A 25,719-nucleotide genomic window follows, 5' to 3' on the forward strand; every position below is an offset into this window, starting at 1 on the left:
CATAGTGATTATTGTCGGGGAACCCTCCCGCGGCCCTGCTCCGGGTCGCTGGGCCCCACCGTGCTGTTGGACTTTCTGGTGATTAGCCACGTGATGAACCAAAGCACAATTCCGATGGCCATCAGCCCACCGGCCACCTGGTATTGGATGGGGTTCCTGCCGACCCACGGACCCGCAAGGAAAGCGCAGAGGACGGCAGCCACCAGTGGCAGTTGCCCTGGCGAGGTGAAGAAGACCTTGCGGTTCGGGTCCTTCTTGCGGCGGAGCACAACGCACGCCACGTTGACCACAGTGAAGACGCACAACAGCAGAAAGGCCGTGGTCCCGGACAGGTTGGCCACGATGTTGCTTCCCGGATCGCTGCTGACGTACACGATCAATCCCAGGGCTAGAAGGGTGGAGAACGTGATGCCGGCCCACGGTGAACGGCGACCCGGCAGTACCTTGCCCAGACCTCGTGGCAGGACGTTCTGGCGGGCCATTCCGTAGATCAGGCGGCTGGCCATCAGCATGTTGATCAGCGCTGTGTTGGCAACCGCGAAGACTGCCAGGAACGGGAAGACCTTGTCGATGGGGAAATCCGGGGAACCTTTGTGGACGACTTCAAGGAGGGCCGCCCCTTCGGATTCCCTGATCTCACCCAGCTCCGCGGGGGACAACACGCTGACAACAGACACCGCCACCAGCATGTAAAGGAGCACGGCGATGCCAAGGCCTGTCAGCATGGTGCGTGGAAAGATCCGCTCCGGGTTCTTGGTCTCCTCCACCATGTTGACCGAGTCTTCGAACCCGACCATCGCGAAAAAAGCTATGGACGTGGCAGCAGTGACGGCCAGGAACAATCCTTTGTCCTGGTAGTCCGTGAAGACAGTGATTTCCTGGATGTTCCCGGTTCCCTGGGCCAGCACGAAGAAGCCGACCCCGATCACGATGCATAAGGCGACTACCTCAACCAACGTCAGGACGACGTTGAACTTCACGCTCTCGCCAACACCGCGCAGGTTGATCACTGCGAGCAACAGCATGAAGCCAAGGGCAACAGCTGTCATCAGTCCCCTGTCCGGCGCGCCCATCCACCCGTTGACCTCCAAACCTCCAAACAGGTTCTGGGCAAGGACGTTGGCCGATGTGGATGCACTGGTGATGCCGGAACAGACGACGGCGAATGCCACAAGGAACGTGACGAAGTGGATCCCGAATGCTTTGTGCGTATAGAGCGCCGCCCCCGCCGCTTGAGGGTACTGCGTCACCAGTTCCAAATAGGAGAATGCAGTGAGCGTCGCGACGATGAAGGCGAGGAGGAATGGGAGCCATACGATGCCCCCGACTGTTCCGGCCATGGTCCCTGTGACTGCATAGACGCCCGCTCCAAGGATGTCACCGACGATGAACAGGAGCAGCAGTTTCGATCCCAGAACGCGCTTAAGCTGCGGTTCTTCGTCTGAGGTTGGTGCCTGGTAGACGTTGTCGGAAGTGGTGCTCATGGTTGACCTCCACGGCGGCTGCACGGTTCCCTGATCGTGTTAGTGACCTGACGTATCCCACTGTGATCCTGTGGCTTGGGTTTGGCAACACTGTTCGGACTGGCGCTGCCCTTCCTGGCAAGCGATCCCGTGCAATAATCTGGGCCCACCAGCCTGCGGCGCAAGGCGGACAGCAGGACCCTTATTCTGGCGGAAAGGACCACCCATGCTGATCTGCGCGGCTTGTGCCGTTGAGCGTGACGAACCCGTCCCGGAGCTCTGCCCCATCTGCACTGATGAACGGCAGTATGTGCCCGACGAAGGACAAAACTGGCTCAGCCTGGAGGAGCTGATGCTGGCCGGACAGCGAATAACGTTGGAGGAGACCGAGCCGGGACTTATCGGGATCAGCACTGAACCGAAAGTCGGAATCGGCCAGACCGCCCAGTTGGTGGTGACATCCGTGGGCGCGTTGCTGTGGGACCCCGTGGGATACGTCGACGACGATGCCGCGGAGGCCGTCATGAAACAGGGTCCTGTCCTGGCCATCGCCGCCAGCCATCCCCACATGTTCGGCGTGCAGGTTGAATGGTCGCGGAGGCTTGGGGGCGTCCCTGTCCTGGTGGCCGACGCAGACCGTCAATGGCTGGGACGCGATGATCCGAACATCGCCTATTGGTCAGGCAGCAGGCCTGTCGCCGGAGGCTTGACGCTTCGGCAGACCGGAGGACACTTCCCGGGCAGCGCAGTGGCCCACTGGCCAGCAGGTGCAGGCGGGAAAGGTGTTCTGCTCACCGGTGACAGCGTGTTTCCCAATCCTGATCGACGCTCGATCTCCTTCATGCGCAGCTACCCTAATCGCTTGCCGCTATCCGGCGCTGTGGCGTTGCGGATCGCCGCGGAGTTGGAGGGGCTCGAGTTCGACCGCATCTACGGCAATTTCAACAACGTCATCGCTTCCGGAGCCAAGGCCGCACTTCACGATTCGGCTCAGAGACATGCTGCCTGGGCGCGGGGCGATTTCGACCACCTGACCTGAATTGCCAACGAACAAAGCCCCCCTAACGGTTACAGTGTGAGCTCGAACCGAATCGTGACGCGCTTTCCTTGAGAATCTTTATAGAGTGAATGACATGACTGCAGGGGGCGCGGCCATCGAGCCGCTGGTTCACATCAAAGACTTCAGGATGGATTTCGGGGCGACGACGGTCATCAAGGACCTCTCCTTCGATGTCCAAGCCGGGGAAACGTTTGGGTTCCTGGGCAGTAACGGCTCGGGAAAAACCACCACGCTCAGGGCGCTGCTGGGCATCTACCAGCCCACCGCCGGAACCCTGCACATTGATGGAAAAGCCTTCGAACCCCGTGACGGTGCCCGGCTTGGCTACCTGCCGGAGGAACGCGGCCTGTACAAGAAGGAACATGTCCTGGACGTCATGGTCTACTTCGGCAGGCTCAAAGGCCTGTCCAAAGCAGCTGCGCGTGCCTGGTCCCTGGAGTATCTCGAGCGGGTCAGACTGGCGGACAAAGCGAACCTCAATGTGGACAAGCTTTCCGGTGGCCAGCAGCAGAAGATCCAGCTGGGTGTAACGATCATGAACAACCCGGAGCTGCTCATCCTGGACGAGCCGACCAAAGGGTTCGACCCCGTGAACCGTCGCTTGCTGATGGACATCATAGAAGAACAGAAACTCGGCGGGGCGACCGTCATCATGGTTACGCACCAGATGGAAGAAGTCGAACGCCTTTGCGACCGGGTGATCCTCCTCAAAGACGGCACCTCACGCGCCTATGGAACGGTTTCGGAGGTTCAGGACCAGTTCGGCGGCACTGTATATCGGCTGTCTTTTGAAGGAGCGCTGCCAGCTTCTCCCCTCTTCGAGATCGTCGCCCAAGGCCCCGGCACGGCAGATCTGGCGCCCAAGGACGGCGCTACGGAAACCGCGGTGCTGAGGGAGCTCATCTCTTCCGGCGTTGGAGTCCGCAGCTTCACCACCGAACGGGTTTCCCTCGAGGAGATCTTCATCAGCGTCTACGGCGAACAAAACACCTTGGCGGAGGCCTGATATGAGCACTACAACCAAACCCTCACCAGCAATAGCTCCAGCACCCACCAAGCGCCCTCCCTTGAGCCGCCACAACCTCGGCACTGTTGTCGGCTTCGAGTTCACCAGAACGGTGAAAAAGCCACGCTTCTGGATCGCAACCCTCGCCATACCTGTGGTGATGGCCATCATCTTCGTGCTCATCTTTGCCAGCAACACGTCCACCTCTGCCACCGCACAGGCCCAGAAGAATGCGTCCCTGAGCTTCACCTACACGGACGCGTCAGGAATCATCTCCGAGGCAGCCGCGACAGCCATGGGTGGCAGCAAGGCTTCTGATCCTGAGACCGCACTTTCCGACGTCAGGGCCGGCACGAGCGATGCGTACTTCGCTTACCCGGCCGACCCGGCCACTGAAACCGTCAGGGTCTACGGCACCGACAGGGGCGTGTTCGCCAACAACACCTACGAGGCGGTCGCAAAGCAATTACTGGCTGTTGCGGCACAAGCCACTATCAACTCCCCCGAACTCACGGCGGCCGCCGGCGGTGAAGTGAAGGTCCGGACCGAGACGTTCCGGGATGGGAACGTCTCGGGAGGATTCGGCTCCGCCTTGCCGCCCCTGATGTTCCTGCTGCTGTTCTACGTTGTCATCCTGCTGCTCTCCAACCAGATGCTGAACAGCACCCTTGAAGAGAAGGAAAACAGGGTCACCGAGATGATCTTGACCACGCTTAATCCGACCACGCTCATCGTCGGGAAGATCATCTCCCTGTTCTTGATCGGCCTCGTACAGGTTTCGGTCTTCCTGGCCCCGGTCGTTGTCGGTTACGTCTTTTTCCGCGACCGGCTGTCCTTGCCCGACTTCGATCTGTCCTCGTTAACTTTCGAACCCGGTCCCCTCATCATCGGCGCACTGCTTCTCCTCAGCGGGTTTACCCTGTTCACCGCAGTCCTGGTTGCCATTGGAGCGGTCATGCCCACCGCGAAAGAGGCCGGTGTCATCTTCGGCCCGCTCATGGCATTGATCTTTGTCCCGTTCTACGCGATCAGCCTGATCCTTTCGGACCCTACCGCGCCCATCGTGCAGGTCTTCACGTACTTCCCCCTCTCCGCACCGGTCACCGCGATGCTTCGTAACGGATTTGGAACACTGGGCACCGGGGAAGCGATCGTCATCATCGCCATGCTTTTCATCCTCGGCGCCCTGATCCTGCGGTTGGCCGTCCACCTGTTCCGCTACGGTTCCATCCAGTACTCCAGCAAGCTCTCCATCACCAAGACCTTGAGGCGACGCCCAGCCGAACTCACCGGGAAATAGGACCCGGGCCGCCCATGGCAGTGCTACCGCTGCAATCACGGTCCAGGGGACGATTGCTGGCGCGAATTCTGTACGGCGGCTTATCCTTCCCGGGCTTTTCGGGTTGCAGCGTCATTGGCTTTTTGCAGGGCCTCAACCAGTTCATCCTTGTCCATGGTCGAACGCCCCTTGATATCCAATTCGCGGGCCCGCTGGTAGAGGTGCTCTTTGGAGGCATTGGCGTCCACTCCCCCAGCCGTGGGCGCATTTTTAGTGATTCCTTCTTCCGCCCGCTGATCCGAAGGACCCCTTTCTTCCTTTGCCTCCCAGTGGTCGCCTACCTTTTCGTAGCTGTGTTTCAGCGAAGCGAACGCGGTACGGGCGGCCCGGCCCTCATCGCCATCGTAGGAATCCATGGCCGAATCGTAGGTCTTGGCGAATGTGTCCTGAGCCTTCTGGTCGGAGCGCTGAAGGGTCGACGGTAACTCGTCCTTCCGGGCATGATCGTTCTTGCCGGTCTTGGGCATTGCACTCACACTCCTGACGTAGGGAACCACTCAAGCATGTGTCATTGTCCGGTTGGCCATCAAGCAGTCGCGAACACCAGGCTCAGGCGACACTGGATCCGATCCCCAAGCGCTGCCGTTCGGTTCTGGAGGAAAGTACCCAACCTGGCCAGCCGTCCGGCCTTCCCGAAGAGACCGAAATTGGAGGGGGCGTAGGGTGGAAGGTGGACGAAAGGAGCACCTCATGAAGAAAATCCTCATGGTACTAACCAGCGTTTCCGAGCTCGGCGATACGGGAGAGAAGACCGGCTACAACGTAGCCGAAGCTGCACATCCCTGGAAGGTTTTCAAAGACTCAGGCCACTTTGTCGATTTTGCTTCCATCAAGGGAGGCCAGCCTCCGCGCGATGAAGTGGACCCGGATGATCCCATCCAGGTCGCCTTTACGACGGACGAGACAACACGTGCCGGACTCTACAACACTGCCCGCGTGGACGTCATCGATCCCGGGCAGTACGACGCCGTCTACCTCGTTGGCGGCCACGGCACTATGTGGGACTTCCCGGACAGCGAAGGCCTGCAGAACCTCGTTGCCAGCGTGTACAACGCCGGCGGCTTGGTCGGGGCGGTCTGCCATGGGCCCGCCGGACTGTTGAAGGTGGAACTGGAGAACGGGTTCCGGCTGGTCGAAGGCCGGGACGTTGCCGCGTTCACCAATGACGAGGAAGTGGCCGCAGGGAAAGACAAGGTCATCCCGTTCTTCCTGGCCGACCGGCTCGAGGAACAGGGGGCACACCACGTCTCCGCGGGAGTATTCGAAGAGAAGGTGGTGGTGGACGACCGTCTGGTGACCGGCCAGAACCCTGCCTCGGCGGCTGGTGTGGCCAAGGAAATGGAGAAGCTTTTCGCCGACGTCATCCATCAGGAAAAGGCTGAGGAGCAACACGAGGCCGAGGCCCTGCGGGCCGAAAAGGACGCCGGAAAAAATGCCAGGAAGCAGGCAGCGGCGGACGCCGAACACTAGTGCCCAGGCGGTGTGACGCCCGGGGCACGTAGGTTTCAACGTCCCTGGGCTCACATAAGGAGCCATTGAGCGGGCCATTTCCTCTCTGATATATTAATGCCGTATTAGATGTCTACTAACGGCTCTTACTCAACGAGGAGTGAACTGCATGCAGCAACTCGCGCATCGACTCGAACGGCTCGGCACCGAAACAGCTTTCAGCGTCGCCCAAGCCGCGGCGGCCTGGAAGGCGAAGGGGAATCTGGTCTACCCCTTCCACCTCGGCGATATCAACATCCCGACCGCCCCGCACATTGTCGAGGCCATGACCAAGGCAATCGCAGACGGTTACACGGGCTATTGCCCCGGACCAGGCATCCCCCAACTGCGCGAAGCCCTCGCCGAAGACATCGGATCACGGCGCGGCATCAGCCTGTCCCCGGACAACATCGTCGTCATGACTGGCGGCAAGCCGGTCATTACCAAGTTCCTGCAGGCGGTCATGAATCCCGGCCAGGAGGTGCTCTACCCGAACCCAGGGTTCCCGATCTATGAGTCGCAGATCGAATACCTCGGAGGTACGGCGGTGCCGTACCGCTACCTGCCTACGAGCCAGGGCTTCTCCATCGATCTCGACCAGGTCCGCGCGTCAATTACCTCCAACACCGTTGCGATCATTTACAACGACCTCCAGAACCCCATCTCCGCGGAATCCACAGCGGCCGAGCGTGAAGCCATCGCCCAGCTCGCCCAGGAACACAACCTCTGGGTGCTCTCCGACGAGGCCTACTTCGAAACCCGCTACGAGGGCGTCTCGAACTCGATCGCTTCGATCCCAGGCATGGCCGAACGCACCGTCATCCTTTATACCTTCAGCAAGAAGTTCGCCATGACCGGCTCACGTCTTGGCTGTGCGGTCGCGCCGCCTGAAATCGCCAAAGTGCTCAGCACCCTCAATACCAACGACGAATCATGCACCACCCACTACGTTCAATGGGCCGGCATCGAAGCACTCCGAGGAACCCAGGAACCCGTCCAGCAGATGCTCGACAACCTTCGGGAGCGCCGGGATGCTGCCTGCGAACTCGTGAACGCCGTCCCCGGGATGCACGTCGCGGTGCCACAATCGACGTTCTACCTCTTCCCGGATGTCACCGACGTCATGGAGAAAATGGGGTATACGGCCGTCGGCGACTTCGCCAGCGACGCACTGTATAAGACCGGCGTTTCTTTCTGTACCCGCGAGCACTTCGGCCGGCGCCAACCAGGTGAAGAGCGTCAATACATCCGGCTCGCCTACTCAGGTATCGACGTCGCCGATATCCGTGACGGCCTCGGCCGCCTTCGCGACTGGATCGTGACCGCATGAGCCGTGTCGTCGTCACGGGGCGCATCCCCGATGCAGCGATTGAAAAGCTCCGTGCTGAGCATGAGGTCGATGCCTGGACCGGCGCGGAATCCATCACCCGCGAAGAACTCCTGCGCAGGGTCGCCGGCGCAGACGCGGTTGTGTCCCTGCTCACCGAACGCGTCGACACTGAACTGCTCGACGCCGCCGGCCCGCAACTCAAAGTCGTGGCGAACGTCGCAGTCGGCTATGACAACATCGACGTTCGCGCGTGTGCCAAACGGGGCATCGTGGCCACCAACACTCCCGGCGTGCTGACGGAGGCCACGGCCGACATCGCGTTCGGTCTCATCCTCATGGCAACCCGGCGGCTCAGTGAGGGGGAACGGCTCATCCGCTCCGGCCAGGCATGGAAGTGGGGCATGTTCTTTCTACTCGGCAGCAGTCTGCAGGGCAAGACGCTCGGGGTCGTTGGCATGGGTGGCATCGGCCAAGCGACGGCGCGCCGGGCCAAAGCCTTCGGCATGGAGATCATCTATCAGTCGCGCAGAGAAACCGACCCCAGGATTGCCGCCGAACTCGACGCCCGGCGGGTCGATCTCGACGAACTGCTGGCCGTCTCCGACGTCGTATCCCTGCACTGCCCCTACGGTCCCGCCACCCATCACCTGATCGGGGCCGAGCAACTCGCTGCGATGAAGAGCTCGGCATTCCTCGTCAACACCGCGCGCGGACCGATCATCGACGAAGAAGCATTGGCGTCGGCACTCCGAGATCACGTCATCGCGGGAGCCGGACTGGACGTTTACGAGCAGGAACCCCGCGTGCATCCCGGGCTTCTGGACCTGGACAATGTCGCGTTGCTTCCACACCTCGGCTCGGCCACAGTGGAGACACGCACCGCCATGGCCATGCTCGCTGCCGACAACGCCCTCGCCGTGTTGAGCGGCGAACTGCCCCCTGCACCGATCGCCTAGGGAATCAAACTCTGTTGGGGGTGTCTGTCGTTGGCGGACACCCCCAACCAAGTAGTTCAATCCGTGCCACTATTGGTCCATGGCCTCGCCCCCGGTGCACGATCTCGCCGTTCCAAATCTGCCATCGCAAGACTTCGATGCGACCGAGGCGTTCTACAGCGCCTTCGGTTTTGAACGCCTGTTCCGCGATCAGGGATGGATGATCCTCACGCGGGCCGGACTGCAGCTGGAGTTCTTTCCGGCCCCGGACCTCGATCCGCTGTCCAGCAACTTCATGTGTTGCTTGCGTGTTGCTGATGTCGACGAACTGTACGACGCCATTCTCCGATCCGGTGTACCCGTCGCTATGGCGGGCATGCCACGTCTGCACCCGGTCCGCATGCAAACATGGGGACTCCGCGCCGGATACCTCGTAGACCCCGATGGTACGCAGCTCACCCTCATCGAGCAGCGGGCCTGAAGACGCAGGTGATGCTTCTACCATCGTCGCCGCCTCAGCCTTGCCCGTAGCCAGGCCCCGATAACCACTGAGCCCGGAACGGTGACAAGCGTGTACACGGGAAACTAGACCCCTCACCTGCAGGCGGGTAGCTAGGCTGGGTGAATGGCAACACTTATTCTCGTGCGGCACGGCCGTACTACAGCCAATGCCAGTGGACTGCTCGCCGGTCGTGCCATCGGCGTCAGCCTGGACCAGGTGGGGCGCGACCAAGCGGCTCTGACCGGAGAGCGGCTCGCGACCGTGCCCGTCGTCGGCGTCGTGACGAGTCCGCTTGAGCGTTGCCAGCAGACCGCCCAGCTCATCATCGATCGCCAGGCTGGCACCCCTTACACCCCTGTGGATCCCGATCTCACTGAATGCGATTACGGCCAGTGGCAGGGCCGCAAACTCAGTGATCTCGCGACCGAAAACCTGTGGCCTCTGGTGCAGTCGCAACCATCCGCCGTCGTCTTTCCGGGCGGTGAGTCCATGGCAGCGATGCAGTCCCGGTCGGTGGCGGCGATCCGGCGCCACGATGCAGCCTTCGAAGCCGAGTATGGGCCAGAGGCCGTCTGGGTGGCGGTGAGCCATGGTGACGTCATCAAGTCAATCCTCGCCGACGCGCTGGGAATGCACCTTGACCTGTTCCAGCGTATAAGCGTCAGCCCTGCCTCCGTATCAATCGTCAACTACAGCGCCAGCCGGCCGAGCGTATACGCGACCAACACAGAAGCAGGTGATCTGTCATGGCTGTCGAAAGGCATCCGTTCGGGCGATGCGCCGGTGGGTGGCGGTGCAGGGCAGAAGACGCCGTAAGGCTCATGTGCCTAAAATACTGACATGCCTACACGCGTTCACGAGTTTTCCTGGCCTGATCGGGTTGTCATTGGCACCATTGGCGTTCCAGGAGCGCGTACGTTCTACTTGCAGGTGCGCACAGGCGCGAACATCGTGAGTATTGCCCTCGAGAAGGAACAGTCGGCTCTGCTTGCGGAGAAGATCGACGAGGTCCTTGACCAGCTCATCACCATTGACGGCAACCCCTTCAGCGTTCCTACGAGTACGCCGATTGAGCTCGTCGACAATGACCCGCTTGAGGCCCCTCATGAACAGTTTCGAACCGGTGCCATGACCTTGGATTGGGACCCAACCACGGCTCAGATCGTCATAGAGGCCTATCCCCTCAGCGATGTCGATCCTGACGACATCGACGAACCGCTCAACGAGAACAGCGCCAACGAGAACAGCGCCAACGAAACAGAAATGATGCTGGTGCGTATGCCGGTAGGCACTGCCCGCGCCTTCGCCAAGCGCACCCGTGAGATCGTCGGCGCAGGGCGCCCAGCATGCCCGCTCTGCGGGTACCCCATGGACGCCGACGGACACGACTGCACACTCCCCGAGGCCTAGTGCCGGCGCCGGACCTGGTAACGGCCGAGCTGACTCTTACCGGCCGCATTACGACGGCCTCAAACGCTACATTCCTGGGCAGTATCAGCAACGTGCCTGTGGTCTACAAGCCGATAGCTGGCGAAAGTCCGCTCTGGGATTTTCCCGACGGAAAACTCGCCCACCGGGAGGTGGCTGCGTATCTGGTGTCTCAGGTCCTGGGCTGGAACATAGTGCCACGCACTTGGCTGCGTGAAGGTCCCCTGGGCCAGGGAATGGTGCAGCTCTGGCAGGAACAGGACCCCGCCCAAAGCCCCGTGGACCTGATCGCTGCTGACAATATGCCGGATACCGGCTGGAAACACGTTCTTGAGGGACGCGATGAGGACGGAAGCCTGGTCGCCCTCGTCCACGAAGACTCGCCGGCTCTAAGGCGCATGGCGGTGTTCGACGTGCTGGTCAACAACGCTGACCGCAAGGGCAACCACGTTCTTGCCATGCCTGACGGGCACCGGCACGGAGTCGACCATGGGCTCACCTTTCACAGTGAACACAAGCTCCGCACAGTGCTGTGGGGATGGCTGGGAGACACTCTCACAGCCGAGGAGCGCGCTGGTATCGATCGTGTCAGCGAAGGGCTGCATGGCGCGCTTGGCCTGGACCTGGCTGAATTGCTCAGCGATGAAGAAATCGAATCGCTCGCCGCGCGCTGTGACCGGTTGCGCTTGGCAGGGCAGTTTCCCGCTCCGAGCGGTGACATGCCGGCGGTGCCCTGGCCGCTGTTCTAGGGGAAATTACGGCTACGGCTTCGAGCGCGCTTACTGGCAGACGAAGCCCTACCCCTGCGTCGGCCTGCGTCGCGAAGACTTCCAGCGGCAGTTCTTCGGCCTGGACGGCTTCGACCCGGAGGCTTCCTACGGCTCGTGCTTGGTCTTGGTCGAAGATACTATGCCGCCGGTCACCGACCTGGTGGAAGCGCAGGTCTACGGCGCCAAGCTTGCTATGCGGCTCGGTGATCAGGCGCGGACCGCCGGCGGCTGAGCACGTCGCCTTGGCCGGGTTGCAAATCGGCGGCCGCGAACACCCACCCGAACAATTCTTGTTGTTGGAAGCACCCAGACCTTGCGCTTGTCAGTCACTGCCACTAATGTGGCATTTACTGTCATTTAGTGAGGTGTGTCATATGTTTGTTTCAACAGAGTTTGTTCCACCCCCAGTCCTGGATTCCTTCCTTTCACGTAAGCATCGGATGCTGATCGCGGACCAGTGGGTGGATGCCGTCAGTGGCGCGGAGATAGACGTTCTTGATCCGTCTACTGGCTGTTTCATAGCCAAAGTTCCAGCGGCCGACGAGCCGGACGTGGACCTGGCGGTGCGCGCAGCCCGAACAGCGCTGGAGGGGCCGTGGGGATCGGTGCTGCCGCATCATCGTGCCCAGCTGATGCACCGGCTCGCCGACCTCATTGAGGAGCGGGGCGAGGAAATCGCGTCTTTGGAGGCCCTGGAACAAGGAAAGCTTCTCGACGTCGCACGGACGGTCGAGGTCGGCATGGCAGCCGACTACGTCCGTTACATGGCCGGTTGGGCCACGAAGATCGAGGGCAGCACCTTCGACCTTTCGCCAACCGACGACGACGGCACGCGGTTCCATGCCTTCACCCGGCGTGAGCCAGTGGGCGTTGTGGCTGCCATCGTGCCGTGGAACTTCCCCCATCTCATGGCTGTATGGAAGGTAGCGCCAGCGCTTGCGACCGGGTGCACTGTGGTGCTCAAACCCGCAGAGCAAACACCGCTGACCGCGCTGCTGCTCGCCGAGCTGGTCCTTGAGGCCGGATTCCCGTCAGGCGTGCTCAATGTTGTCACGGGCTTGGGTTACCAAGCGGGTGCGGCGCTCAGCAAGCACAAGGGCATCGACAAGATCGCGTTCACCGGTTCGACCAGCGTCGGGAAGCAAATCGGTATCGAGGCCATGAAGAACATGACCCGGACCTCTCTTGAGCTCGGCGGCAAGTCCCCGGTAGTGGTCCTCGACGACATTGATCCGGAATTCATCGGCGCGGGGATGCTGCGCGCGCTGTTCTTCAATTCCGGACAGCAATGCGTTGCCGGCTCACGGCTGTATCTGCCCCGCCGTCGTTACGACGAGTACCTGACGAGGATCACATCCTTGGCCGACAGCCTCCGCATCGGTTCCCCTTTCGACTCCAATGTTCATCTGGGTCCCCTGATTTCTGCCGAACAGCGTGACAGGGTATGCAGCTACATCGAATCGGGCCGCGCAGAAGGCGCCGAGGTCATTCTGGGAGGAAATGCCATAGACGGACCCGGCTACTTCGTGGAACCGACCATCCTGGCGAACACCGATCATTCGATGAAGGTGGTGCAGGAAGAAATCTTCGGTCCCGTACTGGTCGCCATGCCCTACGACGACATTGAGCAGCTCGTCGAGATGGCCAACGACTCCGAGTACGCCTTGGCCGCCAGCATCTGGAGCCAGAACATCAGTCGGGTGCACGAACTCATACCCCGCCTCAAAGCGGGGACCATATGGATCAACACCCATGGCGTCCTCGACGCGAACATGCCATTCGGAGGCTTCAAGCAGTCAGGCTTGGGCCGTGAGCATGGCAAGGCGGCGATCGAACACTACACCGAGACCAAGTCGGTGTGCATTGCCTACTGAGCTGTGTATGAAGAGGAGCAAGTGAAATGACCAAGCAAACAGTTGAGGCTCAAAGCCTTCGCCTGGAAGAGCAGGCAATGGGGCTGTCCATTGGCGACACGCGGAGGTCGCCCGAGCGCGCGGTGACCAGGGCCCGCAAAGTACAGACCCTCCGTGAGCGGTACGCAACCCGTGCAGAGGAACTCACAGAATTTGCACACCCGCTGGATCCGCTGTCGCCTGATGAATACGAGCGGGTGGCCGCCACGGTCCGCCACGACGCCCGGTTTGAATACCACATGCGGTTCGCTTCGATCGAACTAACTGAGCCCACCAAACAGCAAATGGCCAGCGGCGCGGAAATCGAGCGACAAGCAGAGGTGCTGCTTCTCGATGGACGCCGCCGGGTGACCCACTTGCTCAGTGTCGATGTCCGTAAAGAAACAGTTCTGTCCTGGACCGACATGCCGGGCCAACAACCGGCCATCACCATCGACGAGTTCGTCGATATCGAGATAGAAACGAAGTCGGACCCTCGCGTGCAGGAAGCCTTGCGCAAGCGTGGCCTGGACCTCCAACAGCGCGCCATGGTCATGGTGGATCCTTGGTCCGCCGGCAACTTTGGGGTGGAAGAAGAGCAAGGGCGGCGCATCGCCCGCGGCGTCTTCTACATGAGATCCCAGAACGACGACAACCAGTACGCCCACCCGGTGGACGGGCTGGTGGCCCTCATCGACCTTGACACGCTGGAATTGGTGGGGCTGGAGGACGAGGACGTCTACCCGGTCCCAATGGAAGACGCCAACTATGGGGCCAAGTTCATCGACACCATGCGCGAGGACATCAAGCCCCTCGACATTGTCCAGCCGCAAGGGCCGAGTTTCACGGTCGAGGGTTGGAAGGTCAACTGGCAGAAGTGGAGTTTCCGGGTCGGCTTCAGCCAGCGTGAAGGCCTGGTTCTGCACGACATCCGCTATAACGACAACGGAAACGATCGCTCCATCATGTACCGTGCTTCCATCGCGGAAATGACCGTTCCGTATGGTGACACATCCCTCACCCAGCGTCGTAAGAACGCATTTGATGTTGGTGAATACGGGCTCGGAATGTGCGCCAACGCCTTGGAACTTGGGTGCGACTGCCTCGGCGAGATTTACTACTTCGACTCCACGGTCATCAGCGCCCAAGGTGACCTCGATCCCCGCAACAACGTGATCTGCCTCCATGAGGAAGATGCCGGGATCCTCTGGAAGCACTACGACCAGCGCACCGACAAGACCGAAGTCCGCCGCTCCCGGCGCCTGGTGATCTCGTCCATATCCACCATCGGCAACTACGAATATGGGTTCTACTGGTACTTCTATCAGGACGGCACCATGGAACTGGAAGTCAAGGCTACCGGGATCGTCCAGACCGGTGCGCTGCACGATGGAGAAACAAACCGGCACGGGACCAAACTGGGCCCGAACCTGTACGCGCCCCACCATCAGCACTTCTTCTGCGTCCGCTTGGATCCGATGGTGGACGGCATCCAGAACCGCGTTACCGAGGTCAATACCCATGCGGACCCCCTGGGACCAAGCAACCCCTACGGAAACGCCTTCTATCCGGTGAAGACAACTTTCAACACCGAGTTGGAAGCCATCCGGGACTTGAACCTGGAGACCTCCCGTTCATGGGTGATCGAGAGTTCCACTACTAAGAATGCGCTGGGTGGAACCCCCGGCTACCGGTTGGTGCCGGGTGAGAACTGCAAGCCCTACGCCCAGCCGGGATCATCCATCGCCGCTCGGGCTGAGTACATGTACCACCATCTGTGGGTGACACCTTGGAACAAGGACGAGAAGTACCCTGCCGGGATGTTCCCCAACCAGGATCCAGGGGCCGACGGACTTCAAGTCTGGACTGCGGAGGACCGGAACATCCGTGATCAGGACGTCGTCCTTTGGTACACGCTGGGCCATCACCACCTGGTCCGCCCTGAGGATTGGCCAGTCATGCCCGTAGCGCGGATGGGATTCGCACTCAAACCATCGGGGTTCTTCACACAGAGTCCGGCAATCGACGTGCCACCCTCGGAGGCCGTGGGACACTGCCAGAGTCACTGTTAGAAGCACAACCGGGAGGTACCAGCCCATGTCGCCAACGAGCGAGCGTCGTAAATACGCGATTGCAGCCGCCGCCATCAAATTGTTCATCGACCGCGGGTATGACGCCGTCACGGCCGAGGAGATTGCAGCGGAGGCCGGCGTTGCGGCCCGCACGTTCTTCCGCTACTTCCCCACCAAGGAGCAGGCAGCTTTCCCCGACCACGAGGAGCGCGTCCAGCGGTTCAAGGGAGCACTGGCGGCACATGTGCTCACGGCCGACCCGATTGAGGCCGCCATCGATGTGAGCCTGGCATCGGCACACGAGTACTTCGAACAGCCGGAGCTTTACCGGCCACGGTACCGGCTGGTGCACACCGAACAAGCGCTGCGTGATCACGAACGCATCGCTGACCGTGCCTACGAGCTGGCCATCGAGGAATTACTCGTCGGCCCCCCCCACCACCGAGGCAGCAGCGGCCAAGCCACCCAGCCGGAGACCGAACTTGCCGCTCGCATTTTCGCGGCGGGTTTGGTGGCGGCCGTTGACGGCGTCTTGGACACGTGGGCGTTCCACGAGGACGTCAACCTTCCAGCATTGCTGGACAGTGCAAGGGTTCTTGTGCGCCGGTCCGCGCGCGCGCTCTTCAAAACGGCCCACACCGGTTCCTCCACAGGGGCAGAGGAAACCAGTCAGGGGCTGGTGCTGGTCATCTCAGAGGACCTCGAACTGCAGCAGCAGATCGCGGCCCTCGTCACCCGGCACCGGTCCCTGGCGCAATGACACCAGCGGCAGGCTCGCTCCCCAGGCCTCCGCGCCTTAAAGCCATCAGGAGCAATAATGCAATCAAACCCCACCACGACGGAGACCGCGGGCCTCGTCCGCGACCAGGTCCGTCTCCTCCAGGAAGAACGGCTAAGGGCCCAACTCGAATACGTTCAAGGGCACTCACCGTTTTATCGGAGGAAGTTTGCCGACGCCGGCATAGCGTTCGACGCGATCCGTTCCGTCGCAGACCTGGCCGCCCTTCCGTTCACGGAAAAGTCTGAACTTCGCGAAAGCCAGCTGACTACCCCACCGTTGGGCGACCACGCGGCTGCAGCGCTGAGGGATGTAGTGAGAGTCCATGCGTCCAGCGGAACCACCGGACGGCCAAGCTACGTTGGCGTCACGGCAAAAGACGCAGACGCCTGGGCGGAGGTTGCGGCCCGTGTGTACCGCTGCCAGGGCGTCACTGAAGACGATGTGGTGATTCATGGGCTGGCGTTGGGCTTCTTCGTCGGTGGATTGCCACTGGCCGAAGGAGTGCAGCGCACCGGGGCCACCTTCGTCCCCGTTGGTATTGGCGCTACAGACCGCTTGGTACAGAGTGCACGCGACCTTGGCGCAACCGTCCTCTCCTGTACACCGTCTTTCGCGCGTTACCTCATCGACTACATGCGGAACCGACTCGGCGAGGACCCTTGGAGCCTGGGATTCCGGCGCATCCTGGTCGGAGCCGAACCCGGCGGATCCATCCCATCGGTCCGCCAGGAGATCGAGTCGGCGTTCGGCGCGGAGGTATATGAAAGCGTTGGCAATGCCGACGTCTTGCCCGTGTATTCGGCAATGTGCAACGAATTCGATGGAAACCACCTGCTCGCCGAAGACCACGTCATCTTCGAACTCATCGACCCGGAAACCGGGAACGTCATTGACTGGGGGGATGGCGCCGAGGGAGAGCTGGTCACGACACATCTTTTGCGGCAGTGCGTCCCCTTGATCCGCTTCCGCACGCGCGACCGTGTTCGCGTCAGGACCGGCGCTTGTTCGTGCGGCAGGCTGTCTCCCCGCATCACCTGCATTGGGCGAACCGACGACCTCCTCATTGTCAACGGTGTGAACGTCTGGCCCTCAGCGATCAGCGACGTCGTGTCCTCAATGGTGCCGGCCACCACGGGAGCCTTTGAGATTCTGCTGAGTCAAGAACCCCCACTTGTGGTGCCACCCCTACAGCTCCGCGTGGAGCACGGTGAGGCCGAAGATCTCTCCGCGCTCAAGGCAGACCTTGAGCGGGAGCTGCGTGACCGGTTGATTGCCCGCTGCGAGGTTGAGTTGGTTCCGCGCGGCACTTTGGAACGATCAGAAGGCAAGACCCGCCTGATCCGGGTGCAGGCCGCCACAGACACAGGGGTACGCGCATGAGGTTCGAACGCGCATTTATCCCCTTGGGGGCTGCCTGGTCCACGCCGTTCAGCCGTTGGCAGGGCAGCCTGGCATCTCTGTCCAGCTTGGAACTGGCTGCCGATGTGACGCGGCGGGCGCTGGCGGACCGGGGGGTGGACTCCGCATCCCTCACCAGCATCGCGCTGGGCATGACAATTCCACAGCCTGAGGCCTTTTACGCGACGCCGACCTTGGCGTATCGGATCGGTGCGCCCGCACTGGGCGGTCCTGTGATCGCGCAAGCCTGCGCGACCTCGGCGGCCGTCGTGTCCCACGCCGCACAAACGGTCGAAGGCAGCGACGAGGATGAACTCGTGCTGGCAGTCACCGCTGACCGCACCAGCAATGGTCCCCATTTGGTCTACCCAACAGGATCCGGCCGCGTCCAGTCGGAGGACTGGGTGCTCGATAACTTTGCGCGGGATCCGCTGACCGGGAAACCGATGGTTGAGACCGCGGAGCGGGTTGCCCGCGAAGCAGGATTCTCCAGGGCGCAGCTTGACGACATGACTCTGCTTCGCTCCACCCAGTACCAGCGCGCCCTTGCCGGGGACCGGGCATTTCAGCGCCGCTACTTCGTACAGGTCGAAGTCCCCGGACCGCGTGGAAGCATCCGGATGGTTGACGCAGACGAGGGTGTCCGGGAATCCACAAAGGAAGGCTTGGCTGCCTTGGCGCCGACGGTTCATGGTGGCGTAGTGACCTCCGGGTCCCAGACCCACCCTGCAGATGGTGCGGCCGGAATGCTGGTCACAACCCGCTCCCGCGCCAGATCTCTGAGCAATCACGGCGTTGCACAGATCCTTTCTGTGGGCACGGCCCGGGCAGAGCTTGGAGCCATGCCAAAGGCGCCGGTTCTTGCAGCCGGACGCGCACTTCGCGACGCTGCCATTTCACCCGGCCAGCTTGATGTGGTCACCACGCACAACCCTTTCGTCGTCAACGATCTGTGGCTATGCCGGGAGCTTGAGCTGAATCCGGACCTGCTTAACCCCTATGGGTCGAGCCTGATCTATGGGCATCCCCAAGCACCCACCGGCATGCGAGCGATGGCTGAGCTAATCGAGGCGCTGACCCTGCAAGGTGGCGGTACGGGTTTGTTCACCGGGTGCGCGGCCGGGGACAGCGCGGCAGCTGTGGTCCTTCGGGTGGATCTGGCCTCGTGATGTCGGCGCTCGACCCCTCCGAGGACCTGCTCAGCGACTGGTTCGCAGACCTGGAGGATTGGGACCGCAACCACAGCGACGGACCCGAGGTTTCGGTACGGACAGTGCCATACGGCGACCTCCCGGACCAAGTGGCCGACGTATGGCAGCTTGTGGACGAAGCATCGGACCGCATCGTTGTGAGTATTCACGGAGGATTCTTTTCCGAAGAGTACAGGCGGGAGATCCACACACCACTTTCGAGGGCCCTTGCCCGCCGGGGCTTCACTGTTTGGAACATCGAGTACCGGCGTGCGCCCCCTGGGCACGGCGGCTTCAGGGAAACCACCGATGACGTCCGCAGGGCGGTCGCCTTTGTCGCATCCGCTGAATCCAGCAGAGTCGCTGTGATCGGGCACTCCGCCGGCGGGTACCTCGCAGAGTGGGTATCAGCCTTGGAACCGGTCGACCTCGTGGTCGCCATGGCGGCAGTGACCGACCTTGAGGCATCCACACGCTCGGGCGCCGACGACGGCGCAATTTCGACCTGGCTCGGCGCCGCACCTGACCACCGCCCTGAGATCTACGAGGCGTCACGCCTGCAACACCAATGGCCAACAAACGCCAGACATGTGCTGCTTCACGGCACCCATGACCGGGCCGTCCCCGCAGCTCAAAGTCGCTGTCACGCTGCCGCCGCCTTGGCGGCAGGTGAAGACGTCTCCCTCACGACACTCACCAAAACCGGCCACTACGCATTCATCGACCCACGACAGCCAGCCTTCGAGTGTGCTGCTCAGGCGCTGGCACCCTGATTTCCCCACGACCAAATACTGCTCACCGCCACCAATGAAGGTGGTCATCTGAGAGAAAGAAGTACTTCAATGTCGAATGAAGAACATCCAGAGCAAAGAAATTCCACGCTGACCGCCCCCAGTGGTCCCGCACTCGCCAGGAATCGTCTGGGAACACTGTCGATTGCGAGTCTGGTGGTATCTGCGGTTGCCCCGGTCTCCGTCATGGCGGCCGCCACCCCGGTCATCTTCGCTGTTCACGGCTCCGCCACTCCGGCAACGTACCTCATTGCCGGAATTCTATTCGCCGTCTTCTCCGTCGGCTATGTTGCAATGAGCAGGCATATGGTCAATGCCGGCGGCTTCGTGGCATACGTCGCCAGAGCCATGGGCCCCACTGCAGGCACGGCAACAGCCGCCGTTACCTTGCTGTTCTATCTGGCAGCCTTGGTTGCCTTCTACGCGATTGCCGGCGTCGTCGCAGCAGGAACCTTCGGGCTGGAATTCAACGCATACTGGGTCACGTTCGCGGGCATCGCGATCGTCGGAGTCCTTGGCTACCTGGGGATCTCAGTGAACGTCAAGCTCCTGGTGCTGCTGCTTGCAGTCGAGGTAGCGGCATTGGGAATTGTGGACGTAGCCCTGCTGGTTCAAGGTGGACCGCAGGGATATTCATTGGCTGGCTTCGACCCAGCTGTGATCATCGGCCCCGGCTTCGGAGTAGCCCTTCTGCTGTCCATGACGTGCTACAGCGGGTTGGAGGCAACCGTGGTTTTCTCGGAAGAAGCCCGGGACCCCCGCCGCACCATTCGCCGGGCAGTCTACGTCTCGCTGGGCTTCGTCACGGGCTTCTACGCAGTGACAAGCTGGTTGATCACCGTCCATGTCGGCCCCGATGCAGTTCAGTCCATCGCGGCTGAGGATCCCGCGGGCTTCTTTTTCGCCGTCGTGGAAAGCGCCATGGGGCCCGGCTTCACCCGTTTCCTGGAAATCCTGGTGGCAACAAGCTTCCTGGCGCTGTTCATCGGCTTCCAGAGCATGATTTCGCGTTACGTCTTCGCTCTTGCCCGCGCAGGAGCGCTGCCCCGACGGTTGGGCGCCACGAAGGGCGGTAACGGCAACCCGGCAGCAGCCTCTCTGGCGGTGACAGGAACAATCGCCATAGCCATGTTGGCCTTTACCCTGGCCGGGGCAGACCCTGTGGCCGTCACTTACAGCTGGCTCGTGGGCTTGGGCACGGTAGGGTTGCTGGCCGTCCTTTCCCTGGTCAGCGTCTCCATTCTCATCTTCTTCTCACGACACGAAACCTCAGGAAATGCGTGGGCAACCCGGATCGCTCCGGCCGTTGCCGCGATCGGAATGATCTGCGTCCTGGTGCTCGCCATCCAGAATTACCAGTTCCTGGGGGCCACGGATGAGACCGCGCGTTGGCTGCTCTTGCTGATTCCAGGTGCCGCCGCCGTCGGTTGGGCGTACGCTGCCCAACGCCGTCGCAAGGGACTGGTACTTGACTACGCCACGGATCTGGGCGGCTAATTCATGGATGAGACCCTGTCCCATGCCGCTCCTCCAGCGACGGCAAGGAACCTCTACCGGCCACGTCCGGCCGCCGCGTTGCCCATCAAGCGGGCAGAAGTGTTGGGGCGCCACGCACGTTGGACCGCCGCAGCGGCGTCCGTCGGAATCGCAGCCCACCTGGGGATGGTCTCGGCCGGAGGCTGGATGATCGCCATGGGTCTCTGCATGGCTTTCGTATGCGTCCCTTGCGCATGGGTCATGTGGCGCGCCCCCTCTCTACGTACGGCCCGGATGCTTGTGGGAATGTCCCTGGCAATGGCTCTCCTCCACGTGGCCCTCGTACTGGGCGCGACGTCCCCGACGGGACACGCGCATGCCGGAGCAGAGCCCTTGAGCGAGGTGGTTGCGGCTCATTCCCCCCATGTCCTCCCGGCTTTGGGAGTTGTGGGCGCCGACTTCATCGTGGCTTGGCTTTCTGCGAGCTGGCTTCGAAGGGCTGGGTCTTTGACGCCTGATATTCACCGCAATCAGGACGCCTGTCTCAACCTTGTGCCTGAACCCCATCAGGCACCGTCTTAGGATGCCGGTCCCCGTCACCAATTCGTCGACGGGGACCGGAAACAGCAGCGGACGGTCGGGACGCGGGAAGAACCTGTGACCACCCAGGAAGGTCTGAATCCCATGCCCCCACCTTGGTGCCGTCGTCGGGCAGTCCGGCGGCGGCCAGAGGTGGCCAGCGTCCGGTTTGGCCAAGTCTACGAGTAGAGGCCCAAGAGTGTTGATGTCGACGTCAAGGGGATGAGCGCCGCCCTGCCTCAGAGATAATCCGCACCCCGTTCTCGTGCAATTTCCAGAAGCGTTGAGTGGAAAGCCACCTCCGCAGGCGCATACACCTTGTCCTGGCGCTGGGCAAGGAGTACCCGTCGCTGTGGCGCGTCAGCTCCAAGGCTGAGGATCCTGACATCCGGATGCTGCAGGGCGACCGCTGTCTTGGGAACCATCGCCACCCCCATGCCGACGCTGACCATGGCTTGGGCCTCCTGGTAATCGTTGGCCAGGAATCCAATGCTCGGCTCAAAGCCGGCGTCGTGGGCGGATCGGTGAAGTACCTCCACCACCGGGTGGGCCTCCGCACGGACTATCCACGACTCCGTTCGGAGCTCTTTCATGGTCACTTGATCACGGTCAGCGAGGGGGTGCCCCTTGGCCACCAGAATCACCGTGCTCTCCTGGAAGACTTCGGTGATTCGAATGGACTCATCATTGAAGCGGTTCCATGGGTAGTCCCACAGCAAGCACAATCCGGTCACTCCGGACTCCAGGTCCGAGACGAGCTCGTCGAATCGGGCGCTGCGCACCGAGAGGCCGATCGCAGGATAGCGCTTCTTGAAGGCGCGGATCACCAAGGGCAAGAATGAACCGGCCAAGGTGGGAAACGTACCGACTGTCAGCGAGCCCCGCTTCAGGCCGGCGATTTGGCCAAGGTCGGACCGGGCCGCGCGCATCTGTCCTACGATCTTTCGCGCGTGTCCTGCCAACACCTGACCGGCCTCAGTGGGAACCACTCCGCGGGATCGGCGATTCAAAAGTGGCTGCCCCACTTCCTGCTCCAGCTTCCGCAACTGCTGCGAGACGGCCGAGGGCGAATACATCATGATGTCAGCCGCCGCCGTGATGGACCCTTGTTCCACCACCTCCACCAGGAGGGCGAGCCGCCGGATATCGAATAAATCCACATTCTCATCCTTAAGCAATGCTTCATCCTTCCTCGTATTTGGTTCATTCTATGCAGTTAACCGTTCGTAGGGGCTGTTTTAGAGCCCAATCGATACGAGCAGGAACGCAAGTGAAGATCCCTGGAGACTGCTGCGACTGTGAATGAAGCAAACCTTCACTCCCCCTAACCTATCCAACATTGTCTTCATATGTGATCCGCATCATCCTCGTAATAGGCCACAGATTCACTAAGAGCCACGGGAAGCAGGGAACACCATGAAGATAGAAGCCGAATGGATGCGCGGAGGCACCAGTAAGTGCTGGGTCTTTGAAACGGACCATCTGGATAAGGCACACACCAAACTCGATGATCTCCTGCCCCGGCTCTTCGGGAGTCCGGATTCCCGCCAAATTGATGGAGTGGGCGGAGCTACCTCGACTACAAGCAAAGCAATGATCCTCAGCCGATCTGCAGTAGAGGACGTCGACGTCGAATTCACCTTCGCCCAGGTGGGGATCGAAGAGGCCGCTGTCGATTGGGGCAGCAACTGCGGCAACTGCTCGGCAGTTGTGGGTCTCTACGCCATCGAAAAAGGGTGGGTTGTGCCCACCGGCGATTCCACGCGCATCGTCACACGCAACACCAACACCGGCCAGATCATCATTCAGCGGGTCTCAACTCCAGCCGGCGCCCTGCCGATCGTTCCGGATGCGCAGATGCCCGGCGTCGTGTTTCCCGGATACAGAGTAGGTCTCGGCTTCCAGGATCCTGCCGGCAAGACCACGGGAAAACTGCTGCCCACCGGCGCAGCAACCGACACACTCGTGGCCGGCGGAACAAGCTGGACCGTCTCGATGGTCGACGCCGGAGCACCAGTCGTGATTGTCCGCGCCGAAGAGTTGGGGCTGGACACCGCCCGCTTCGACACATGGAAGGCCGGCGTTGAACTGCAGTTGGACACCCTGGATCTTATCCGTCGCCAGGCCGCAGTCCGCATGGGAATGGCGGCAACGCCCGCTGACGCCGCGCGGGCAGTCCCCAAGCTTGCAATCGTCGGACCCCCTACGGGGCCGGACGCAGAAGACGACGTCAACGTCATGATGCTCTCCATGGGTAAACCGCATCCTGCCCTGGCCATCACCGGCAGCATTGCCCTGACTCTCGCCGCCCGAACGCCCGGCACTGTGCTCAACACCATTACAGGCAGCACATCGGAAGCAGTCCTGAGACTCAGGACACCTGCCGGGGTCATCGAAACCTGGAGCGAGGAACACGAAGGGACCCTTCTGGTGGGCGTGGACCGCACAGCCCGCACCATCGCGACCAGCATCATCCACCTCCCGGAGACTCTCGGCAACGCAGTCGAAGCCTCACTAGCAACAGCCACTCGATGAGGAGAAACCACCATGGCTAAGACTATTTACCAACCAGCTCCCGAGGCAGAGAGCGACATCCGGGAAGAACGTTCCCCGCGACCCATTAACCGCCGCCGTATCCTGCTGATAACGGTTGCCGCTTCCGTCATCCTGGGTCTGGTTGCCATCCTGTTCGGGGGTGCCATCTTCAACCCGGCGGCTACCCCGGAATCGGAGCCGACCATGACCGCCACCCAGATCATCCCGCTGGTCATCCTCGTGGTGATGTTTGTCGTCGCCACCAAATGGCCCTTGAACATCGGTGTGATGGGACTCGTAGCCTCCTTCGGCGTCGGCTACTTCATGCTCGGCATGACCGACAAGGAGATCCTGGCCGACTTCCCCGCCAACATCGTGATCACTATCATCGGCGTCACGTATTTCTTCAGCATGGCCCAGCGGAACGGGACCATCGACATCATTGTCCAGAACTGCGTCCGGCTTGTGCGCGGCAAGACGTTGTTACTGCCGTGGGTCTTCTTCCTCCTGGCAGCGTCGCTGACCGCGTTGGGCACGTTCTCCCCCGCCGCCGTCGCATTGCTGGCCCCTGCCGCCATCGGCTTGGCCTACGAATCACGCATCCACCCCGTCCTCATGGGCGCCTTCATTATCAACGGAGCCCATGCAGGCGGCTTCTCCCCACTCTCTGTCGCCGGAGTCCTGGTCCACGACATCGCGGTGAAGAACGGCTTCCCGATCTCCCAAGGCGCCCTCTTCGCTTCCAGCTTCACCGTGAACCTCATCCTGTCAGTCGCGACCGTGGTGCTGTTCGCCCTCCTGGGAAAACTCCGCGACGGCGCCACGGGCCAGCACGCCGATCTGGAGACACGCAAGACCCGGCCCCACGGCCAGCAGATCCTCACCCTGGCACTCATCGTCGCCATGCTGGTCTGCGCCCTGGGTTTCCACATGCCAATCGGTTTCGTGGCCCTCTCCGCCGGGCTCCTGCTGGCACTGGTCAACATCAAGGAACACCGGACCTTCATCGGCGGAATTTCCTGGTCAACCGTCCTGCTCGTAGCCGGAATGATCACCTACGTTTCCCTGCTGCAACACGTAGGGGTCATCGACACCCTCGCCGAGCAAGCCCTTGCACTCGGCGCACCGCTCCTGATCGCCCTGGTGCTCTGCTACGTCATCGGCGTCGGCTCGGCCTTCGCCTCGTCCACCGCACTTCTGACCGCCTTCATCCCCTTGGCTGGTCCCCTGCTGGCAACGAGCTCACTCAGTGCGTCGGGAACGGTGGCCGCCCTAGCCATCGCCGCAACCGTCGTCGATGTTTCGCCGTTTTCCACCGACGGCGCCCTGGTGGTGGCGAACGCCCGCGAAGACGACCGTCAGCGCGTCTACAAGCAGCTCATGATGTACGCCGGCGGAGTAGTCCTGGTGGCACCCGCACTTGCGTGGGCCTTGTTGGTACCAACCGGCATCATGTAAGCATCATTGCCCGAAAGGCTGCCGGCATCATTGATCGGCCGGCGTGGGGATTGCGCCTTGCACACCATCGCAACAGGTAGCCCGAGAGACGGGCGCAAAAGCGCAAAGACTCACACACCCCAGGCCGGGGGGGCCCCCCCCCCGCCCCGGGGGGGGGGGGTGTTTGGGGGGGCGCGGGAGGGGGGGCGGGGTGACGGGCACCCCGGGGGGCAGAGGGGGGGCGGGG

General features: G+C 61.7%; 23 protein-coding genes. 20 read left to right on the plus strand and 3 right to left on the minus strand.

The window, feature by feature from the left end:
- Positions 1 to 8: 8 nt before the first annotated feature.
- Entirely contained in the window at positions 9 to 1,484 is a 1,476-nt protein-coding gene (locus LN996_RS13840) for an APC family permease (RefSeq protein WP_231340945.1), read from the minus strand.
- Positions 1,485 to 1,689: 205 nt separating this feature from the next.
- Between LN996_RS13840 and LN996_RS13845 the strand changes: the two genes are divergently transcribed.
- From LN996_RS13845 to LN996_RS13855, 3 genes are all read left to right on the plus strand, one after another.
- Positions 1,690 to 2,502 carry a hydrolase gene (locus LN996_RS13845; protein ID WP_231340946.1) on the plus strand — a complete coding sequence of 271 codons (813 nt, stop codon included), beginning with the start codon at positions 1,690 to 1,692 and terminating at the stop codon, positions 2,500 to 2,502.
- A 94-nt stretch (positions 2,503 to 2,596) separates the two neighbouring features.
- The gene (locus tag LN996_RS13850) at positions 2,597 to 3,529 is read left to right on the plus strand and encodes an ABC transporter ATP-binding protein (RefSeq protein WP_231340947.1); all 933 of its coding nucleotides are present in this window, start codon (positions 2,597 to 2,599) and stop codon (positions 3,527 to 3,529) included.
- Between the two features lies 1 nt (position 3,530).
- Positions 3,531 to 4,829 carry an ABC transporter permease gene (locus LN996_RS13855; RefSeq protein ID WP_231340948.1) on the plus strand — a complete coding sequence of 433 codons (1,299 nt, stop codon included), beginning with the start codon at positions 3,531 to 3,533 and terminating at the stop codon, positions 4,827 to 4,829.
- Positions 4,830 to 4,909: 80 nt separating this feature from the next.
- On the opposite strand, the gene LN996_RS13860 is transcribed toward LN996_RS13855, so the two are convergent.
- The gene (locus tag LN996_RS13860; protein WP_231340949.1) at positions 4,910 to 5,335 is read right to left on the minus strand and encodes a ChaB family protein; all 426 of its coding nucleotides are present in this window, start codon (positions 5,333 to 5,335) and stop codon (positions 4,910 to 4,912) included.
- A gap of 223 nt (positions 5,336 to 5,558) precedes the next feature.
- Here LN996_RS13860 and LN996_RS13865 point away from each other — a divergent pair, with 223 nt between their 5' ends.
- The 15 genes from LN996_RS13865 to LN996_RS13935 all read left to right on the plus strand — a co-directional run bounded on the left by LN996_RS13865 (position 5,559) and on the right by LN996_RS13935 (position 21,503).
- The gene (locus tag LN996_RS13865) at positions 5,559 to 6,338 is read left to right on the plus strand and encodes a type 1 glutamine amidotransferase domain-containing protein (RefSeq protein ID WP_231340950.1); all 780 of its coding nucleotides are present in this window, start codon (positions 5,559 to 5,561) and stop codon (positions 6,336 to 6,338) included.
- Positions 6,339 to 6,486: 148 nt separating this feature from the next.
- The gene (locus tag LN996_RS13870; RefSeq protein ID WP_231340951.1) at positions 6,487 to 7,686 is read left to right on the plus strand and encodes a pyridoxal phosphate-dependent aminotransferase; all 1,200 of its coding nucleotides are present in this window, start codon (positions 6,487 to 6,489) and stop codon (positions 7,684 to 7,686) included.
- Positions 7,683 to 8,642, plus strand: coding sequence for a D-glycerate dehydrogenase (locus LN996_RS13875; protein ID WP_231340952.1), 960 nt, complete (start codon positions 7,683 to 7,685; stop codon positions 8,640 to 8,642). Before LN996_RS13870 ends, LN996_RS13875 begins: the two co-directional genes overlap by 4 nt.
- Positions 8,643 to 8,721: 79 nt before the next feature.
- Entirely contained in the window at positions 8,722 to 9,102 is a 381-nt protein-coding gene (locus LN996_RS13880; protein WP_231340953.1) for a bleomycin resistance protein, read from the plus strand.
- A gap of 144 nt (positions 9,103 to 9,246) precedes the next feature.
- Positions 9,247 to 9,939: a histidine phosphatase family protein gene (locus tag LN996_RS13885; RefSeq protein ID WP_231340954.1), complete on the plus strand. Its 693-nt coding sequence runs from the start codon at positions 9,247 to 9,249 to the stop codon at positions 9,937 to 9,939.
- 24 nt (positions 9,940 to 9,963) lie between these two features.
- Positions 9,964 to 10,533 (plus strand): DUF3090 domain-containing protein, encoded by a 570-nt coding sequence (locus tag LN996_RS13890; protein WP_231340955.1) that lies wholly within the window; start codon positions 9,964 to 9,966, stop codon positions 10,531 to 10,533.
- Positions 10,533 to 11,300, plus strand: a complete 768-nt coding sequence (locus LN996_RS13895; protein WP_231340956.1) for an SCO1664 family protein — start codon at positions 10,533 to 10,535, stop codon at positions 11,298 to 11,300. Before LN996_RS13890 ends, LN996_RS13895 begins: the two co-directional genes overlap by 1 nt.
- 395 nt (positions 11,301 to 11,695) lie before the next feature.
- On the plus strand, positions 11,696 to 13,195 hold the full coding sequence (locus LN996_RS13900) for an aldehyde dehydrogenase (RefSeq protein WP_231340957.1): 1,500 nt from the start codon (positions 11,696 to 11,698) through the stop codon (positions 13,193 to 13,195).
- A gap of 26 nt (positions 13,196 to 13,221) precedes the next feature.
- Positions 13,222 to 15,285: a primary-amine oxidase gene (locus LN996_RS13905; protein ID WP_231340958.1), complete on the plus strand. Its 2,064-nt coding sequence runs from the start codon at positions 13,222 to 13,224 to the stop codon at positions 15,283 to 15,285.
- Between the two features lie 25 nt (positions 15,286 to 15,310).
- Positions 15,311 to 16,045 (plus strand): TetR family transcriptional regulator, encoded by a 735-nt coding sequence (locus LN996_RS13910; RefSeq protein WP_231340959.1) that lies wholly within the window; start codon positions 15,311 to 15,313, stop codon positions 16,043 to 16,045.
- A gap of 57 nt (positions 16,046 to 16,102) precedes the next feature.
- Complete coding sequence (locus LN996_RS13915) at positions 16,103 to 17,446, plus strand: phenylacetate--CoA ligase family protein (protein ID WP_231340960.1); 1,344 nt, start codon at positions 16,103 to 16,105, stop codon at positions 17,444 to 17,446.
- On the plus strand, positions 17,443 to 18,633 hold the full coding sequence (locus LN996_RS13920) for a thiolase family protein (RefSeq protein ID WP_231340961.1): 1,191 nt from the start codon (positions 17,443 to 17,445) through the stop codon (positions 18,631 to 18,633). The genes LN996_RS13915 and LN996_RS13920 overlap by 4 nt, the downstream gene beginning before the upstream one ends.
- Positions 18,633 to 19,427 (plus strand): S9 family peptidase, encoded by a 795-nt coding sequence (locus LN996_RS13925; protein WP_231340962.1) that lies wholly within the window; start codon positions 18,633 to 18,635, stop codon positions 19,425 to 19,427. The genes LN996_RS13920 and LN996_RS13925 overlap by 1 nt, the downstream gene beginning before the upstream one ends.
- A 69-nt stretch (positions 19,428 to 19,496) precedes the next feature.
- Complete coding sequence (locus LN996_RS13930; protein WP_231340963.1) at positions 19,497 to 20,942, plus strand: APC family permease; 1,446 nt, start codon at positions 19,497 to 19,499, stop codon at positions 20,940 to 20,942.
- Between the two features lie 3 nt (positions 20,943 to 20,945).
- Positions 20,946 to 21,503: a hypothetical protein gene (locus LN996_RS13935; protein WP_231340964.1), complete on the plus strand. Its 558-nt coding sequence runs from the start codon at positions 20,946 to 20,948 to the stop codon at positions 21,501 to 21,503.
- 236 nt (positions 21,504 to 21,739) lie between these two features.
- Here LN996_RS13935 and LN996_RS13940 read toward each other — a convergent pair whose 3' ends face one another.
- Entirely contained in the window at positions 21,740 to 22,678 is a 939-nt protein-coding gene (locus LN996_RS13940) for a LysR family transcriptional regulator (protein ID WP_231340965.1), read from the minus strand.
- Between the two features lie 238 nt (positions 22,679 to 22,916).
- Here LN996_RS13940 and LN996_RS13945 point away from each other — a divergent pair, with 238 nt between their 5' ends.
- The gene (locus tag LN996_RS13945) at positions 22,917 to 24,035 is read left to right on the plus strand and encodes a PrpF domain-containing protein (protein ID WP_231340966.1); all 1,119 of its coding nucleotides are present in this window, start codon (positions 22,917 to 22,919) and stop codon (positions 24,033 to 24,035) included.
- Between the two features lie 12 nt (positions 24,036 to 24,047).
- Positions 24,048 to 25,493, plus strand: a complete 1,446-nt coding sequence (locus LN996_RS13950) for an SLC13 family permease (protein WP_231340967.1) — start codon at positions 24,048 to 24,050, stop codon at positions 25,491 to 25,493.
- The last annotated feature ends 226 nt before the right edge of the window (positions 25,494 to 25,719 follow it).

Origin of the sequence: Arthrobacter sp. AK01 (assembly GCF_021109375.1) — a bacterium.
In the GTDB taxonomy this organism is placed as follows: domain Bacteria; phylum Actinomycetota; class Actinomycetes; order Actinomycetales; family Micrococcaceae; genus Arthrobacter.